Here is a 14,326-nt window from a genome sequence, read left to right as displayed (position 1 = left end):
CGGTCGGCAACGCATGTGGGGTCGGGGCTGTTCCCGCCCCTCAGTCGTCGCCCAGCAGGTCCAGCGGGATTTTCAGATACCGGCGGCCATTCGCCTCGGGCGCGGGCAGGCGGCCGCCCGCGATGTTCACCTGCAGTGCGTGAAGGATCAGGCGTGGCATGGGCAGGCTGCGGTCGCGGGCGGTCCGGGCGGCCACGAACTCCTCCTCGGTCCGGTGGGCGGCAATGTGGCGGTTCGTGCGCTTTTGCTCCCCGACCGTGCTTTCCCACGCAGGCTCCCGCCCGCCCTGTCCGTAATCATGCCCGACGAACAGGCGGGTGTCGTCCGGAAGGGCCAGGATATCCTGAATGGATGTCCAAAGGCGGTTGGCCGATCCGCCCGGGAAATCACAGCGTGCGGTGCCGCTGTCCGGCATGAACAGCGTGTCGTGAATGAACGCCGCGTCACCGATCACGAAACTGATCGAAGACAGGGTGTGCCCCGGCGAGAACATGACCCGTCCGGTCATGTTTCCGATGGCGAACACCTCCCCTTCCTGGAACAGGTGATCCCATTGCGATCCGTCGGCGGGGAATTCGGGCCAGTTGTAGAAATCCTTCCACAGCGCCTGCACGTCCACCACCCGGGCGCCGGTGCCCATCGGTGCGCCCGTCTTTTCCGACAGATAGGGCGCGGCCGAGAAGTGATCGGCATGGGGATGCGTGTCCAGAACCCAATCGACCGCAAGGCCCCGGTCCGCCACGAAGGTCAGGATGCGATCCGCCTCGGTGGTGCCGGTGCGCCCCGATTTCTCGTCATAATCAAGAACGGGGTCGACGATCGCGCACCGGTTCGTCGCAGGGTCGGCCACGACATACTGGATCGACCCGCTGCGTGGTTCGTAAAATCCTGTTACTTCCGGTCGTGTCATCCGTGGTTCCTTGCCTGGCCCATGCGCGCCGTTCTGCGAAACGCGGGGCCGGATGGCAAGAGACCTTAGGCCCCCCACCGCGCGGCAAAGGCCGGGGATGCGCAAAACGCGTTCGGCTTCGCCACCGTGGGCGGGGGATCGCTGATGCCTTCGCCAAGATACTGCATCGCCGACATGAAGCCGTCTTGCGTGAAGGGCTTGGCGATCACGCCATGCCCTCCGGCATAATCCTGCGGGATCATGGCGGGGTTGGCGGTCACGAAGATGACGACGGTGTCGTGCCATGCGTTGCGAATCAGGCGACAGGCATCCACACCCGACGACCCGTCGCCCAGCTGGATGTCCACGAAGGCCACATCGGGGGCGATACCCGGCAGAATGTCTTCCAGTTCGGACATCGTGGTCGCCTCGGCCACGACCGTGTGACCCGCATCTTCCAGCATCATCTGCATGTCCATGGCGATCAGCGGCTCATCCTCGATCAGGAGGACATTCAGGGATGGCAGAGGGCGGTTCAATTCGTCATCCTTCGGGCGGGAATGGTGATGATGACGGTGGCGCGGTGATCGTCGCGCGTTTCCACGATCGTCAGATCCAACGAGCGCGACAGCCGCGCGATAAGCGTTCCGCGAAGCCCGTCGGGATCGACCGAGGACAGCGTGAAATCCGCGGCCGTCGTGCTCAGCGTGATGACCGACGCTCCGATCGTGCTTTTGACGTGCAAGGCAACATCCCCCCCCGTCGCAGCGGTGTGCGAGATCATGCCGTCCACAATCTCCCCCATCACGATGCCGATGGTCGAGGCAACGGGCGCGCGCACGGGCGACGGCTCGATCTCGGTTCGGATCCGCACACGCCCCTGCCCCTTCTGGCGGGTGAAATCGGTCAGCAGGGTCTGCGCGAAATCCGCGACGTCCAGCGGCAGAAGCTGGCCATCAAGATAGATGTGCCGGTGGACGGCGGACAGGGTATCGACCCGCATCATTGTCGCCTCGGCCATGCGGCGCACCTTGGGATCGTTCACCGCGCGGGCCTGAAGCCGCAGAAAACTGCCGATCATCGCCAGATTGTTCTTCACCCGGTGGTCAAGCTCGTCCAGCAGACGGGTCTTCGCGGCCAGCGCGTCCTTGAGTTCCGAGGTGCGCATCTCCACCTCGTCGGCGATCACGTTGCGCTGGCGTTCGATATCCTGACGTTCCGCCACCCGATCGGAAATGTCCAACTGCGAGGCGAAGAAGAACGCCACCTCACCATCGTCGTTGCGCACGGGGCTGATATAAAGCGCGTTCCAGAACGAGGTGCCATCCTTGCGGTAATTCAGGATGTCCACGGTTGCATCCTTGCCGTTGCGCACCGCCTCGCGCAGGACGCCAACGGCGTGGGGGTCCGTCCGCTCCCCCTGCAGGAACCGGCAGTTCCGCCCCACGCATTCATCGCGCGAATATCCCGTCAGCGTCTGGAACGCCTCGTTCACGAACACGATGGGATTGTCGGATTGATGTGGATCGGTGACCAACATCGGCATCCGCGTGGCCCGAACGGCGGCGGCGAACGGGTCGCCGCGCCCGCGTTCGTATCGCAGCAGATCCGTCAGATGCCAGTCGTCGCGTTCGTTCACGATAATCCCTGCCGTCGGTGGCCCACCCACAGGGGCGACTGACGGCAATCTATGGCGTTTGCCTCAGGTGTCAATTGGCCGCCGCTGGCACGGCCGCGGTTTGCACCGCGCGGGGGCCAAGCCCCGATCCCGCCGTGGCCACGCTGAGCGTGACGTAGTTCTGCGCCTGCTGCCGCACCGCCTGGCTGAGCGAGTTGCGCGCATCCAGAAGGGTGCGTTCGGCATCCAGAACGGTGAAGAATTCGGTGTCGCCGATGTCGAAGCTGGTGCGCGACAGGTTGACGGTTTCCTGCGCCGCGCTGACCAGACGTTGCTGGGCGGCGATGTTGCGCCCGTCGCGGTTGTAGGCGGCAAGGGCGTTCTCCACCTCTTCCACAGCGCCAAGGACGGTCGATTGCCATCCCAGCCGTGCCTGCACCGCGCGCGATTCGGCCACCGACAGGTTGGCGTTGTTGGCCGCGTTGAAGATCGGCAGGTTCAGTTGGGGCCCGAAGCTCCAGACCTTCAAATTTCCCCCGCCCGAGATGTTGATCGGCTGGATATTCCCCGTCAACGACAGCGAGGGGTAGAATGCGGCGCGTGCCACGCCGACATTGAACACGCTGGCGGCATAATCCCGCTCCGCCGCCATCACGTCGGGGCGGTTGCGGATCGCCTCGGCGGGGACGCCGACGCTGGCGGCGTAACGCGGTCGGGGCTGCGGCGCGCCGCGTTGCAATTGCGCCTTCAGCGTGGCGGTCCGCTGGTTGGTCAGGGTTGCCAGACGGTTGACCGCCTGGTCGAACCCGACCTCCAGCGCGGGCAACTGCGCCTCGGCCTGCGCCACCAATTGCTGCGCCTGCACCAGTTCCAGACGTGGCGCGCTGCCGTATTCGACCTTGGTCTCCGTCAGGCCCAGCGATTCGCGACGGCTGGAAATGCTCTGACGGGTCAGGGCGATGGTTTCCTGGAAATAGCGCACGTCGATATAGGCCTGGGCGATCGCGCTCATCATCGTCAGGCGCGCGACGTCGATGGACAGATAGGCGCTGTCAAGCTGCGCCCCTGCCGCCGCGCGGGCGTTCTGGTTGCGGCCGAACAGGTCGATCATCCACGACACGCTGGCGTTGGCCGATGTCGTGTCGACCACGCGCCCCGCCCCTTCGGTGTCGCCCCGCGTCGCCGCCGCGCCCACCGCCACATCGGGCAGGTCGTTCGCGCCCACCAGCCGGGCGTTGGCCCGCGCCTCGTTCACCGCCTCGATCGCCTGTGCCACGTTCAGGTTGCGGGCAAGGCCTGCTTGGATCAACGCGTTCAACTGACGGTCGTTGAAGGCCGCCCACCATTGCATCCCCCGCGCGGCATCCCGCGCCGGGGCCGGTGCGCTGAATTCACGCGACACGTCGGCCGTGGGGGCGGTGTAATCCATAACCCCACACCCCGCCAGCAGGACCATGGCCGTTCCAAGGAACGCGGCGCGAAGAAGGGGGGTGGATGTCTTGGTCATGACGTATCTCGTATTGAACGGACGTCCGGCATCCGTTGCGCCTCGGTTCTTTGGCGCGGGCCGCGCCACCTGACGCTGTTTTGGAACGGGCGTTCGGATACGTCAACGGCATAATGCGCGCGGCCGGCAAACTAAGCGTCCCGACCGCGCGTTTGTCAGGTGATCGCGCCGTCCAGACCGGTATCGGCCCGCCGCAAAAGCTCGAACTGACGCGTGGTCCGGTCGCTCCAAGCCGAAATGCTCCACCGTTTGGCCGAGGTGCGCAATTCGGTCATCCGGGGGACTTTTTCCTCCTCGCTCATCGCCAGCGCCTGATCCAGCGCCCGGTCCATCGACGCGTAGGAGAAGGGATTGACCGGAATCTCGCCGTTCAGCAGCACAGCGCACCCTGCGAATTCCGACAGGATCAACGTGCCCGGAACATCGCCCGGCTGCTTTGACAGGCAGTATTCCGCGGCGACCAGATTCAGCCCGTCCGCCAGCGGCGTGATTGAGGCCACATCCGCCGCCCGGTAGTAAGCGACGAGTTCCGCCAGCGGGATCGCGGTCGAAATCAGCGAAACCGGCTGCCATTCGAAGCTGCCATAGGTGCCGTTGATCCGGCCCGTCAGCTCCTCGATGCGCTGCTGCACCTCCTCATAGGCGGTCATGGCGCGGTTCGCCCCGACCGACACCAGCATCAACCGCACCTTGCCATGCAATTCGGGGCGACGGGCCAGCAAACGCTCGAACGTCTCAAGCTGTTCGATGTTGCCCTTGGTGTAATCGGTGCGGCTGACCGACACGACCAGTTGCGCATCCCCCAGCCAATCGCGGATCTGCTCGACCTTTTCGTCCACCTCGGGGGTGCTCGCGATCTCGGCGATGAAGTCGGTGTTGACGCCGACGGGGTTCACCTCGATCTGGATGCGCCGCCCGCGATGTTCCATCGTCACGGGGGTGAACCGTTCCGACAGCGCCGCGCCGCGCGGGGTCATTGTGTCCGATGTCAACTCGTCCGTGATGGTTCGCGCCTTGGTCAGCGAATGCGCGACCGAGGCGAAGTTCTGGGCGTAGCGCGGAATGTGGAACCCCACCTGGTCGCAGGCCAGAAGCGACCGGACGATCTCCTCCCGCCAGGGCAGGACGCTGAACATGTCGGCGGAAGGGAAAGGTGTGTGGTGGAAGAACGCGATCTTCACGTCGGGCTTGATCTGACGCAGATAGCCGGGCACCAGCCACAGGTTGTAATCGTGGATCCAGACCACGCCGTTGTCGGACACCTCGCGCGCGGCCGCCTCGGCGAATGCCCAGTTGACCTCGCGGAAGGTCGGCCAATCGACGGGGTCGTAATTGTATTTCTCCTTGAACCCGTGAAGGATCGGCCAGAACGCCTCTTTCGACGTGACGTGATAGAAGCTGGACACCTGCGCCGGCGTCAGCGGCAGGCGGCTGACCTTGTATTTGCCGAAACTGTCGTCAATCTCGATCACCCGTTCGAAGTCCGGGTTGGCGGGATCGTCGGCGTGTTTCCATGCAACCCAGGCGGCGTTGCCCATCCGGCCCATGATACCCTTCAGCGTGGGCACGATTCCGTTGGGCGACGCATTTTCGCGCAGTTCCGTGGAGCCGTCGGGCAGAACGTGTTCTTCATAGGGCTGGCGGTGATAGACGACGACGAGATCCGAACTCATGCCGGCACCTCGGCCACATCGGGATGCAGGCCGAACGCCCGGATCGCCTCAAGAATGCCGCCCGTGCCGGGGGCGTCGCAGTGGCGCGCCCGCGGCAGATCGCGCGTGGCGTCCAGAAGACCCTGTTCGCTTTCGCCCACCACCGCGCCGTGCAGGCCCGTCTGGAACATCGACAGATCGTTCAGCGTATCGCCCGCCACCAGAACCGTTTCGGGGTCGATCCCCAACTGATCCAGGAGGCGCAGCAGCGACGGCCCCTTCGACACCCCCTTGGGCAGCACATCCAGATAGCAGCCGTGCGAGATCAGGATGTCGAACGCCTCCTCCAGCGGGGTCACGCTGGCCGGGTCATAGGTCGCGGGATCCCAGTGATAGCTGACGCGGTGGCGGAACGCCGTATCCTGCTCCACCAGGCCGGGCGCGTCCTTCAGGACGCCGCGCACATGATCGCCCCGGTCGCCCCAGGTGTCGGTGATGTGGCGCTCCAGCTCGGCGATCGGCGCGATGGTCCGTCCGTCCACCCCGGCGATGGTGGTGCCCACATCCCCCACGATGAAATCGGGCCACGGCATGACGCCGTCCGCGCACATCCGGGCGATGAAGTCGGGATCGCGTCCGGTGACGAAGATCAGGCCCACCTCGCTCCGACGCGCTTCGATCCAGTCATACAGCGTCTTGCGCATGGCGTCGGTGCCGCCAAGAAAGGTGCCGTCCAGATCGGTGGCCAGCGTGAAACGCCAATCGGCGGGAATGGGTCTGGTCATTGAAACTTGTCCTCGAAATGGCGGGTGACGGCCTCCACGGCCGGGTGATCGAATTCCAGATCCAGCGCGCGGGGTTCCCCTCGAAGCGGCGCGGCCCAGAAGTTCGCGAAGGCGATGGCGATGGGCTGACTTTCGGCGGTGATGGCGCGGACCATCTCGCAGATGGGCATCTCCAGCCCCAGCTTGCGGGCAAGGTCGGTGACGGTGATGGCGTTGTGGCGCCCCTCCACCACGACGGGGCGGCCCTCGAACACCTGTGCGTCGGGGATGCCTTGCCCCCGTTGGAACCCATAGGAGAAGTTGCGCGACTGGCGGGAGGAGCAGGTCAGGATCAGATCGCCCAGACCCCCCAGCCCCGTCACCGTCTCACGCCGTCCGCCAAGGCGCACGGCCAGCTCCTTCATCTCATCCAGACCGCGCGTGATGATGGCGGCGCGGGAATTGTCGCCAAAGCCCGCACCGGCAAGGATGCCGCAGGCGATGGCGATCACGTTCTTGACCGCGCCCCCCACCTCGACCCCGGCCATGTCGTCGGAGACATAGGGGCGGAAGCTGCCGGTGGTCAGCGCCAGCGCCATGCGCGATGCGGCGCGCGCGCGGGGGGGCGTGTCGTCCGCGCTGGTGCAGGCCACGGTGACGGCGGTCGGATGCCCCGCCGCCGTTTCCGCGGCGAAGGTCGGGCCGGTCACGGTGCCGATCACGCGGCCCTCGGCGGCTTCCTCCACCACGGCGGACATCAGAAGGCCGGTATCCGCCTCGATCCCCTTGGCGCAGACGAAGATCGGAACGCCCGGCGCGGCCAAGGCGCCGATCCGCCCGGCCATGTCGCGGATGGTGGTGGAGGGCGTGACCAGCAGAACCGCCTCGGCCCCGTCCAGCGCCTGCGCCATGTCGGTCATGGGGCGGATGGACCGCGGCAGGGCCAGATCGCCCAGATACCGGCTGTTGGTGTGGCGGGTGGCCATCTCTTCGGCCTGCGCGGGGTCGCGCATCCACAGGCGGACATCGCGTCCGGCACGGGCGGCGACGGTGGCCAATCCCGTGCCCCACGCCCCACCGCCGATCACGGCAATGCGGTCATAAGGTTTGTGCGAGGCGGTATCGGACGCAGGTCCGGGCGAAGGCGGGAGGCGGGTATCGGAGCTTTGCATGAGGTCCGGAGTATAGCGCAGGTGATGCTGAAAATCCACACCTGCGGTTCAATTCGTCCTGCGCGTGCGAAAAAACCGACAGAGGGTGGGGGGCGGAATGGGGGGGCACAACGGGTGTCGCGATCCGGTTCATGTCCGCCTTCCCCCGCTTTGCCGATGCGCCCATTCGCTGGGGAACGTTCAACTTGCCCGCCCTGTTCCCCTGCCCCAGATTGCGAAGGATGAGCTTGTCGCCCGATCAGATTGCCCTAGGATGCGCCGCCTTGGCCGGCCGCCATCCCGCCTTCGCCCGCGAGGTGGAGGCGCGCGGCCTTCCCCCGCCCCATGGAATCGCCCCTGGCATGGGCGCGCTGTTGCGGATCATCCTGGGCCAGCAGGTCAGCGTGGCCTCTGCCGCCGCCTGTTTCGCGCGGCTGGAAGCGGTGTTGGACGTGAACGACCCCTCCGATGTCGCCGCCGCCCCGGACGAGGTGTTTCGCGCGGCGGGCTTTTCGCGGCAGAAGATCGGCCATGCCCGAAGCCTGGCCGATCATGTGGCCTCGGGCACCTTGGACCTGACGGCGCTGCCACGGGACGACGATGCGGCCGTTGCCACCCTGACCGCCGTCAAGGGGATCGGACGGTGGACGGCGGAAATCTATCTTCTGATGGCCGAGGATCGCGCCGACATCTGGCCCGCAGGCGATCTGGCGGTGCGGATCGGCACGGCCCGCATCCTGTCCCTGCCCGACCCGCGCCCGCCCGAACCGGCCCTGCGCATGATGGCCGAAGAGTGGCGTCCCTGGCGCGGGGTCGTGGCCCTCATGGCCTGGCACATCTACCTTTCAGGGCCGGTCTGACCGTTCCATGTCCAGAAGGCGGGACTTGACCGCCAGCCCGCCGGCAAAGCCCCCAAGTCCACCACCCGTCGCAATCACGCGGTGACAGGGCGACACGATGGAAAGGGGATTGCGGCCGTTTGCCGCCCCGACCGCCCGGAACGCCTTCGGCCGCCCCAGGGATCGCGCGATGTCGCCATAGCTGCGCGTCTCGCCATAGGGGATCGCGCGCAGCGCCGCCCAGACCTCATGCTGGAAGGGCGTCCCGCGGGCGTCCATCGGCAGATCGAAACTTTGTCGGGTGCCCGCAAAATATTCGTTCAGTTGACGCGCGGTTTCTTCCAGCACGGGATGGTCGTCGCGGTCCTGCACCGGCCCCTGGCCGATGCGGGACCCGTCCTCCCCCTCCCACAGCACGGCGGACACCCCGTCATCCGTGGCAATCAGTTGCAGCCGCCCGACGGGGCTGTCCATCCACGTGCGCCATTGCATCCCATACCTCCCTAATCCGAACGCAAACATCATGGCACAGGCCATGATGTTCGTGAAGTGTTCAGTGGTGACGTGCCGTCCCCTCGTCCAGCGGCAGGCTTACGGGGGCCGCGCGGCGCAGGCCCAGAAGCTGGTGCAGCAGGATCGCGGCAAAGGTGGCCGTGCCGATGCCGCCCACGGCAAAACCGCCCAGCGTCACGTTGAAATCCCCCGCGCCGAAGATCAGCGTGACGCCCACCGTCACCAGATTGCGCGGGTCCGAGAAATCGACCCGGTTGTCCACCCACAGCCGGATCATCGCCGCCGCGATCAGCCCGAAGACCACCACCGACAGCCCGCCCAGAACCGGGCCGGGAATCGTCTGCAAGGCCGCCCCGAACTTGGGCGAGAATCCCAGGCAGATCGCCACCACCGCCGCGACCACGAAGATCAGCGTGGAATAGACGCGGGTGACCGCCATGACGCCCATATTCTCGGCATAGGTCGTGACCCCCGTGCCGCCGCCCATGCCCGACACTATCGTGGCCACTCCGTCCCCGATCAGGCCGCGTCCGATGTAAGGGTTCATGTCGCGCTCGGTCATCGCACCGATAGCCTTGATATGGCCCAGATTTTCGGCCACCAGAATGACGGCGACGGGCGCGATCAGCCCGATGGCCGCCCATTGAAACTGCGGCGCGACGAAGCTGGGCGTCCCGATCCACGGCGCGGCAGCCAGCGCGGCGTAATCGATGCCCGGAAGCCACCCCATTCCGTTCCCCAGGATCAGCACGGCAGCATAGCCCGCGGCGATTCCCAGAAGGATCGACAACCGCCGCAACGTCGGCGGGCCATAGACGGCGGCCAGCGCGGTCGTGAGGATGGTCAGCAGCGCCACAAAGGTGTGCGCCCCGGTTCCCTCGATCCCCGACACCGCGACGGGCGCAAGGTTCAGGCCGATGGCCGATCCCACCGCGCCGGTGACGACGGGGGGCATCAACCGCTCCACCCACCCCGTGCCGGTGGCGGAAATGATGGCCCCGATCACCGCCATGACCACGCCGCAGGCGATGATTCCGCCAAGCGCGACGCCAATGTTCGGGTTCGGCCCGCTGCCCGCATATCCCGTGGCCGCGATCACCACCGCGATGAACGCGAAAGACGACCCGAGATAGCTGGGCATCCGCCCGCCCACCGCCACGAAGAAGATCAGGGTGCCGATACCCGAAAACAGGATGGCCAGATTCGGATCGAACCCCATCAGCAACGGCGCAAGGATCGTCGCCCCCGACATTGCCAGAAGGTGCTGCAACCCCAGCACCACGCTCGCGCCGCCGCCAAGCCGTTCATCCGGCATCACCATGGGGCCGGTCGCCCGCCGCCATTTCGGGAAATACGTCATTCGGCCACCTCTTGAGTCGCGCGTTGGATCACGGCGCCGTTATCCGCGCAAGGCGGCCGGTCTGGCAAGGGCCGGATGCCCGGCGATCGGCCCGGCGTTCGTCATCTGCGCAAATTCAGGGCATATCGCGGGGATATGCGGCGCGGGGTGGGGGCGTGCCTTGCATTCGCGCAAGGCATGGGAAACCCTGCCGCCACTTCGATCACCCCCCAAGGATCCCCATGACCCACGACGTTGCCGACATCCTCGCCCACCCGTCCTTTGCCACCGCGACCGAGGCGCTGCGCCGCGATCACGACCGCTTCGTGGAGGAGATCGTGACCCTGACCGAAATCCCCGCCCCGCCCTTCAAGGAGGAGCGCCGCGCCCAGGCCTATCTGGAGATGCTGCGCGCGCACGGGCTGGAGGAGTGCACGCAGGACGCCGAAGGCAATGTCATGGGTCTGCGGCGTGGGCGGGGCAACGGATCGGTCGTCGTCGTGTCGGCGCATCTGGACACGGTCTTTCCCGAAGGCACCGACGTGACCGTCCGGCGCGAGGGGACGAAGCTGTTCGCGCCGGGCATCGGCGACGACACGCGCGGCCTTGCGTCGCTTCTGTCCTATATCCGCGCGCTGGATGCGGGCGGCATCCGGACCGACCACGACATCCTGTTCATGGGCGATGTCGGCGAGGAGGGCAAAGGCGACCTGCGCGGTGTGCGCCATTTCTTCGCCCACAACCCCCTGCGCGACAAGGTGACGGCGTTCTTCACCATCGACGGGATCGAGACGGAGGATCTGGTGACCAAGGCCGTGGGGTCCAACCGCTACAAGGTGGTGTTCAACGGGCCGGGCGGGCACAGCCTTGGCGCGTTCGGCACGGTCAATCCCGCCTATTCCCTGGGGCAGTTCCTGTCGGGCATGTCCCGGATCGAGGTGCCGAAGGACCCCCGCACCAGTTTCTGCGCCAGCGTGTTCGGGGGCGGCACATCGGTGAACGCCATCCCCGAAGAGGTGTGGGTGGAGATCGACCTTCGCTCCGTCAGCCCGGACGAACTGAACCGGATCGACGCCGAGGTGCGCCGGCTGGCCGATGAGGCCGCGCAGGCCGAAAACACGCGGGGCGACACGGCGTCTGGCACCATCACCGTGTCCTTCTCGGTTCTGGGGGCGCGGCCCGCAGGCTCCACCCCCGAGGATGCCCGTATCGTCGCCGCGTCCGAGGCGGCCATCCGCGCCTTCGGCTTTTCGCCCAAGCGCACCGCCTCCTCCACCGACGCCAACATCCCGATGAGCCTTGGCGTGCCTGCGGTGAAGTTCGGCCATGGCGGCGCGGGCGGTCGCGCCCACAGCCTGGAGGAATGGATCGACGTGGAACCGGACCTTTCGCTTCGTGGGCAGTCGGCGGCGCTGGCCGCGATCCTCGGCACCGCCGGGATGGAGATCTAGCGCCAGATCGTCAGGCGGCCCGGCCCCTGGGCCGCCAGCACCAGAAGGCCGCCCGCGATGGCCCAGTTCTTGACGACAATGGTGACCTGCCAAGGATCGGCCCGCAGCTGCCAGTGAAACCAGCTTGTGCCGATGCAATAAAGGGCGAGGATAATGGCCCAGACCCGCACCTTCGGCCCCAGGATCAGGCACAAACCCGCGATCAGGTTGAACGCGGCCACCGGCCAGATCAGCGTCTCGGGCAGGCCCAGGCCGCCGATCATCTGCATCACCGGCGCAGGGTCGGCCCATTTCTGGGCGGCCCCGCCCAGAAACAGCAGGGCCAGCAACACCCGCCCCGCAAGGTTCGCCGCGTCAGCCACGGCCGCGATAGGGGGGCACCCCCTGATCGGGAATCCAGACCCCCTTCGGCGCCTCGCCCGTCTGCCAGAACACGTCGATCGGAATGCCGCCGCGCGGATACCAGTATCCCCCGATGCGCAGCCATTGCGGGGCCAGAAACTCCACCAGCCGGCGCGCGATGGACACGGTGCAATCCTCGTGGAACGCGCCGTGATTGCGGAACGACCCGAGGAACAGCTTCAACGACTTCGATTCCACCAGCCAGTCGCCGGGGACATAGTCGATCATCAGATGCGCGAAATCGGGCTGGCCGGTCATCGGGCACAGCGACGTGAACTCGGGCGCGGTGAAGCGCACCAGATAGGCCACGTCCTGCGGGTTCTGAACCCGCTCCAGCACCGCCTCTTCGGGCGAGGCGGGCATGACGGTGGCCCCCCCAAGCTGTTGCAGGCCGGAATAGATGGTCTCGCTCATACGCCCCTCCGATTGCCCCAAAGGATGACGTGCAGTTGCGGCAGGATGCGGGGGGCGAACCAGCCATCCTGAACCGTCTTGTCGATCAACCACAGCATCCGGTCCACAAGACCGTTTTGATCCACCGCCTTCGCCTCGTCCACCATGGGATTGCCGGGTTGAAGATAAAGCGGAAGCTGCGGAAACCGCGCATGGGCCGCGCGGGCATAGGCGTAATCGGCGTCGTCGAAGATCACGATCTTCATGATCGTCTCCGGCCCCGGCACCAAGCAGGCGGCAAAGGCGTCCCAATCCGTCACCTCGCCCGAGGAAGGGGGCTTGGGCGATAAAACCAGCGTGTCCAGATCGGCAAACCACGGCTTGGCGACCGAGCCTTGGGTTTCCAGCGCGAACCGGTATCCCTTGGCATGGCCCAAGGCGATCAGCGGCCCCAGCGGCTGGATCGCCGGGTTGCCCCCCGACAGCGACACGGTCAGCGGTCGGCCCCCCGACAGATCCTCGATCCGGGCCATGACGGCCTCAGGCTCCATCGGGGTCCAGGTGTGGCGAAAGGCGCTGTCCACGGCGTGCAGGCTGTCGCACCACGAACAGCGGTAATCGCATCCCCCCGTCCGCACGAAGACGGTGGGCAGGCCGATCAGGACGCCCTCCCCCTGGATCGTCGGCCCGAAAATTTCGGCAACGCGGATCATGATGCGGTTCCGGGCCGGTATTCCGCCCAGGTCTTCGGCGTTTCCGACACCCGCACGGCGGCGGTTTCGGGCCAGCGGGCGGCGCACCAGTCGAAGATCACCTTCGCCAGCTTTTCCGCCGTCACCATGTCGTCGACCAGAACATCATTCAGGTGGCGATGGTCGAACGTGTCGTCGATCCACGTCTTTAACGGGGCCAGTTCGCCGTAGTCGCGCACGAACCCGTGGGCGTTCAGCGTGGGCGCGGCCAGTTCCACCACCACAACGTAATTGTGGCCGTGCAGGCGGGCGCATTGATGTTCGACCGGCAGGCCGATCAGCTGATGCGACGCGCTGAAGGCGAATTCCTTGGTGATCCTATACATGACGTCCCTCCACCGCCGCGCGCCAGAAGTCGGGATCGGCATAGACGGTGGGATCGGCGATCCCCGCCAGATCGAAGGCCTCGCGCCGTTCGACGCAGGTGCCGCAGCGCCCGCAATGCACCGCCCCGCCCTTGTAGCAGGACCACGTTTCGGCAAACGGTGTGCCCGCCGCCGCGCCGTCGGTCACGATATCGGCCTTGGTGCGGTGAACATAAGGGGTCAGCAGCGCGACCTTGGCATACCCGTCCAGCGCCGCCGCCTGCATCGCGCCGAACGCCTCGGTGAAGGCGGGGCGGCAATCGGGATAGATGAAGTGGTCGCCCCCATGCACCGCCGTGGCCACCGCGTCCGCCCCTTCGGCCATGGCGATGCCGAAGGCGATGGTCAGCATGATGGCGTTGCGGTTCGGCACCACGGTCACGCGCATCGTCTCTTCGGCGTAATGCCCGTCCGGCACGTCCAGATCGTCCGTCAGCGCCGATCCGGTCAGCGCCGCGCCGATGCCGCGCATGTCGATGATCCGGTGCGGCACGCCCAGCCGTTCGCCCGCGCGGGCGGCATAGTCGATCTCCTTGCGGTGCCGCTGGCCATAGTCGAAGGAGACCAGCATGTGCAGCGCCCCCTCGGCCGCCACGCGATGCGCCAAGGATACGGAATCCAGTCCGCCGGAGCAGATAACAATCGTCTTCATCACAATACCCTTGTTTTGATGACCCGGGTAGGCTGCGAC

At 66.4% G+C, this 14,326-nt stretch carries 16 protein-coding genes; 2 read left to right on the top strand and 14 right to left on the bottom strand.

What is annotated here, in order from left to right; translation table 11 throughout:
• Positions 1-40: 40 nt before the first annotated feature.
• From MU449_RS15170 to MU449_RS15140, 7 genes are all read right to left on the bottom strand, one after another.
• Positions 41-910: an MBL fold metallo-hydrolase gene (locus MU449_RS15170; protein WP_244739529.1), complete on the bottom strand. Its 870-nt coding sequence runs from the start codon at positions 908-910 to the stop codon at positions 41-43.
• A gap of 65 nt (positions 911-975) precedes the next feature.
• The gene (locus MU449_RS15165; RefSeq protein WP_244739528.1) at positions 976-1,428 is read right to left on the bottom strand and encodes a response regulator; all 453 of its coding nucleotides are present in this window, start codon (positions 1,426-1,428) and stop codon (positions 976-978) included.
• Positions 1,425-2,528, bottom strand: coding sequence for a PAS domain-containing protein (locus MU449_RS15160; protein ID WP_244739526.1), 1,104 nt, complete (start codon positions 2,526-2,528; stop codon positions 1,425-1,427). Before MU449_RS15160 ends, MU449_RS15165 begins: the two co-directional genes overlap by 4 nt.
• Positions 2,529-2,598: 70 nt before the next feature.
• Positions 2,599-4,014 carry an efflux transporter outer membrane subunit gene (locus MU449_RS15155; RefSeq protein ID WP_244739525.1) on the bottom strand — a complete coding sequence of 472 codons (1,416 nt, stop codon included), beginning with the start codon at positions 4,012-4,014 and terminating at the stop codon, positions 2,599-2,601.
• A 155-nt stretch (positions 4,015-4,169) separates the two neighbouring features.
• A complete protein-coding gene (gene ggpS / locus MU449_RS15150; protein ID WP_244739523.1) occupies positions 4,170-5,687 on the bottom strand; it encodes a glucosylglycerol-phosphate synthase in 1,518 nt (505 codons plus the stop codon).
• On the bottom strand, positions 5,684-6,451 hold the full coding sequence (locus MU449_RS15145; RefSeq protein ID WP_244739521.1) for an HAD family hydrolase: 768 nt from the start codon (positions 6,449-6,451) through the stop codon (positions 5,684-5,686). Before MU449_RS15145 ends, ggpS begins: the two co-directional genes overlap by 4 nt.
• A complete protein-coding gene (locus MU449_RS15140) occupies positions 6,448-7,602 on the bottom strand; it encodes an NAD(P)H-dependent glycerol-3-phosphate dehydrogenase (RefSeq protein WP_244739519.1) in 1,155 nt (384 codons plus the stop codon). Before MU449_RS15140 ends, MU449_RS15145 begins: the two co-directional genes overlap by 4 nt.
• Positions 7,603-7,829: 227 nt before the next feature.
• On the opposite strand from MU449_RS15140, the gene MU449_RS15135 reads away from it, so the two are divergent.
• On the top strand, positions 7,830-8,441 hold the full coding sequence (locus MU449_RS15135) for a DNA-3-methyladenine glycosylase family protein (protein ID WP_244739518.1): 612 nt from the start codon (positions 7,830-7,832) through the stop codon (positions 8,439-8,441).
• On the opposite strand, the gene MU449_RS15130 is transcribed toward MU449_RS15135, so the two are convergent.
• Together MU449_RS15130 and MU449_RS15125 are read right to left on the bottom strand one after the other, a co-directional pair.
• Positions 8,427-8,912 (bottom strand): methylated-DNA--[protein]-cysteine S-methyltransferase, encoded by a 486-nt coding sequence (locus tag MU449_RS15130; RefSeq protein ID WP_244739517.1) that lies wholly within the window; start codon positions 8,910-8,912, stop codon positions 8,427-8,429. The two genes, MU449_RS15135 and MU449_RS15130, sit on opposite strands and share 15 nt — an antisense overlap.
• Before the next feature lie 61 nt (positions 8,913-8,973).
• Positions 8,974-10,293, bottom strand: a complete 1,320-nt coding sequence (locus tag MU449_RS15125; protein ID WP_244739516.1) for a solute carrier family 23 protein — start codon at positions 10,291-10,293, stop codon at positions 8,974-8,976.
• Positions 10,294-10,514: 221 nt separating this feature from the next.
• Between MU449_RS15125 and MU449_RS15120 the strand changes: the two genes are divergently transcribed.
• Positions 10,515-11,723 (top strand): M20/M25/M40 family metallo-hydrolase, encoded by a 1,209-nt coding sequence (locus tag MU449_RS15120; RefSeq protein ID WP_244739515.1) that lies wholly within the window; start codon positions 10,515-10,517, stop codon positions 11,721-11,723.
• On the opposite strand, the gene MU449_RS15115 is transcribed toward MU449_RS15120, so the two are convergent.
• The 5 genes from MU449_RS15115 to queC are packed head-to-tail and all read right to left on the bottom strand — an operon-like array spanning position 11,720 to position 14,287.
• Positions 11,720-12,085 carry a DoxX family protein gene (locus MU449_RS15115; RefSeq protein WP_244739514.1) on the bottom strand — a complete coding sequence of 122 codons (366 nt, stop codon included), beginning with the start codon at positions 12,083-12,085 and terminating at the stop codon, positions 11,720-11,722. The genes MU449_RS15120 and MU449_RS15115 overlap by 4 nt on opposite strands.
• Positions 12,078-12,539, bottom strand: a complete 462-nt coding sequence (gene queF / locus MU449_RS15110; protein WP_244739513.1) for a preQ(1) synthase — start codon at positions 12,537-12,539, stop codon at positions 12,078-12,080. Before queF ends, MU449_RS15115 begins: the two co-directional genes overlap by 8 nt.
• The gene (queE, locus tag MU449_RS15105; protein ID WP_244739512.1) at positions 12,536-13,231 is read right to left on the bottom strand and encodes a 7-carboxy-7-deazaguanine synthase QueE; all 696 of its coding nucleotides are present in this window, start codon (positions 13,229-13,231) and stop codon (positions 12,536-12,538) included. Before queE ends, queF begins: the two co-directional genes overlap by 4 nt.
• A complete protein-coding gene (locus tag MU449_RS15100; protein ID WP_244739510.1) occupies positions 13,228-13,596 on the bottom strand; it encodes a 6-pyruvoyl trahydropterin synthase family protein in 369 nt (122 codons plus the stop codon). Before MU449_RS15100 ends, queE begins: the two co-directional genes overlap by 4 nt.
• Positions 13,589-14,287 carry a 7-cyano-7-deazaguanine synthase QueC gene (queC, locus tag MU449_RS15095; RefSeq protein ID WP_244739508.1) on the bottom strand — a complete coding sequence of 233 codons (699 nt, stop codon included), beginning with the start codon at positions 14,285-14,287 and terminating at the stop codon, positions 13,589-13,591. The genes MU449_RS15100 and queC overlap by 8 nt, the downstream gene beginning before the upstream one ends.
• Between the last annotated feature and the right edge of the window lie 39 nt (positions 14,288-14,326).

This window comes from Falsirhodobacter halotolerans, assembly GCF_022899245.1.
GTDB classification, from domain to species: Bacteria; Pseudomonadota; Alphaproteobacteria; order Rhodobacterales; family Rhodobacteraceae; genus Falsirhodobacter; species Falsirhodobacter halotolerans.
The sequence above is the reverse complement of the archived record's forward strand: the minus strand, read 5'-3'. Positions and strand labels throughout refer to the sequence as shown.

Bases quoted from the DNA above. Each gene is read 5' to 3' on its own strand.
- MU449_RS15120 (WP_244739515.1), top strand. From the start codon at position 10,515: ATGACCCACGACGTTGCCGACATCCTCGCCCACCCGTCCTTTGCCACC.
- MU449_RS15125 (WP_244739516.1), bottom strand. From the start codon at position 10,293: ATGACGTATTTCCCGAAATGGCGGCGGGCGACCGGCCCCATGGTGATG.
- queE (WP_244739512.1), bottom strand. From the start codon at position 13,231: ATGATCCGCGTTGCCGAAATTTTCGGGCCGACGATCCAGGGGGAGGGC.
- queC (WP_244739508.1), bottom strand. From the start codon at position 14,287: ATGAAGACGATTGTTATCTGCTCCGGCGGACTGGATTCCGTATCCTTG.
- MU449_RS15170 (WP_244739529.1), bottom strand. From the start codon at position 910: ATGACACGACCGGAAGTAACAGGATTTTACGAACCACGCAGCGGGTCG.
- MU449_RS15155 (WP_244739525.1), bottom strand. From the start codon at position 4,014: ATGACCAAGACATCCACCCCCCTTCTTCGCGCCGCGTTCCTTGGAACG.
- ggpS (WP_244739523.1), bottom strand. From the start codon at position 5,687: ATGAGTTCGGATCTCGTCGTCGTCTATCACCGCCAGCCCTATGAAGAA.
- MU449_RS15100 (WP_244739510.1), bottom strand. From the start codon at position 13,596: ATGTATAGGATCACCAAGGAATTCGCCTTCAGCGCGTCGCATCAGCTG.
- queF (WP_244739513.1), bottom strand. From the start codon at position 12,539: ATGAGCGAGACCATCTATTCCGGCCTGCAACAGCTTGGGGGGGCCACC.
- MU449_RS15130 (WP_244739517.1), bottom strand. From the start codon at position 8,912: ATGCAATGGCGCACGTGGATGGACAGCCCCGTCGGGCGGCTGCAACTG.
- MU449_RS15140 (WP_244739519.1), bottom strand. From the start codon at position 7,602: ATGCAAAGCTCCGATACCCGCCTCCCGCCTTCGCCCGGACCTGCGTCC.
- MU449_RS15145 (WP_244739521.1), bottom strand. From the start codon at position 6,451: ATGACCAGACCCATTCCCGCCGATTGGCGTTTCACGCTGGCCACCGAT.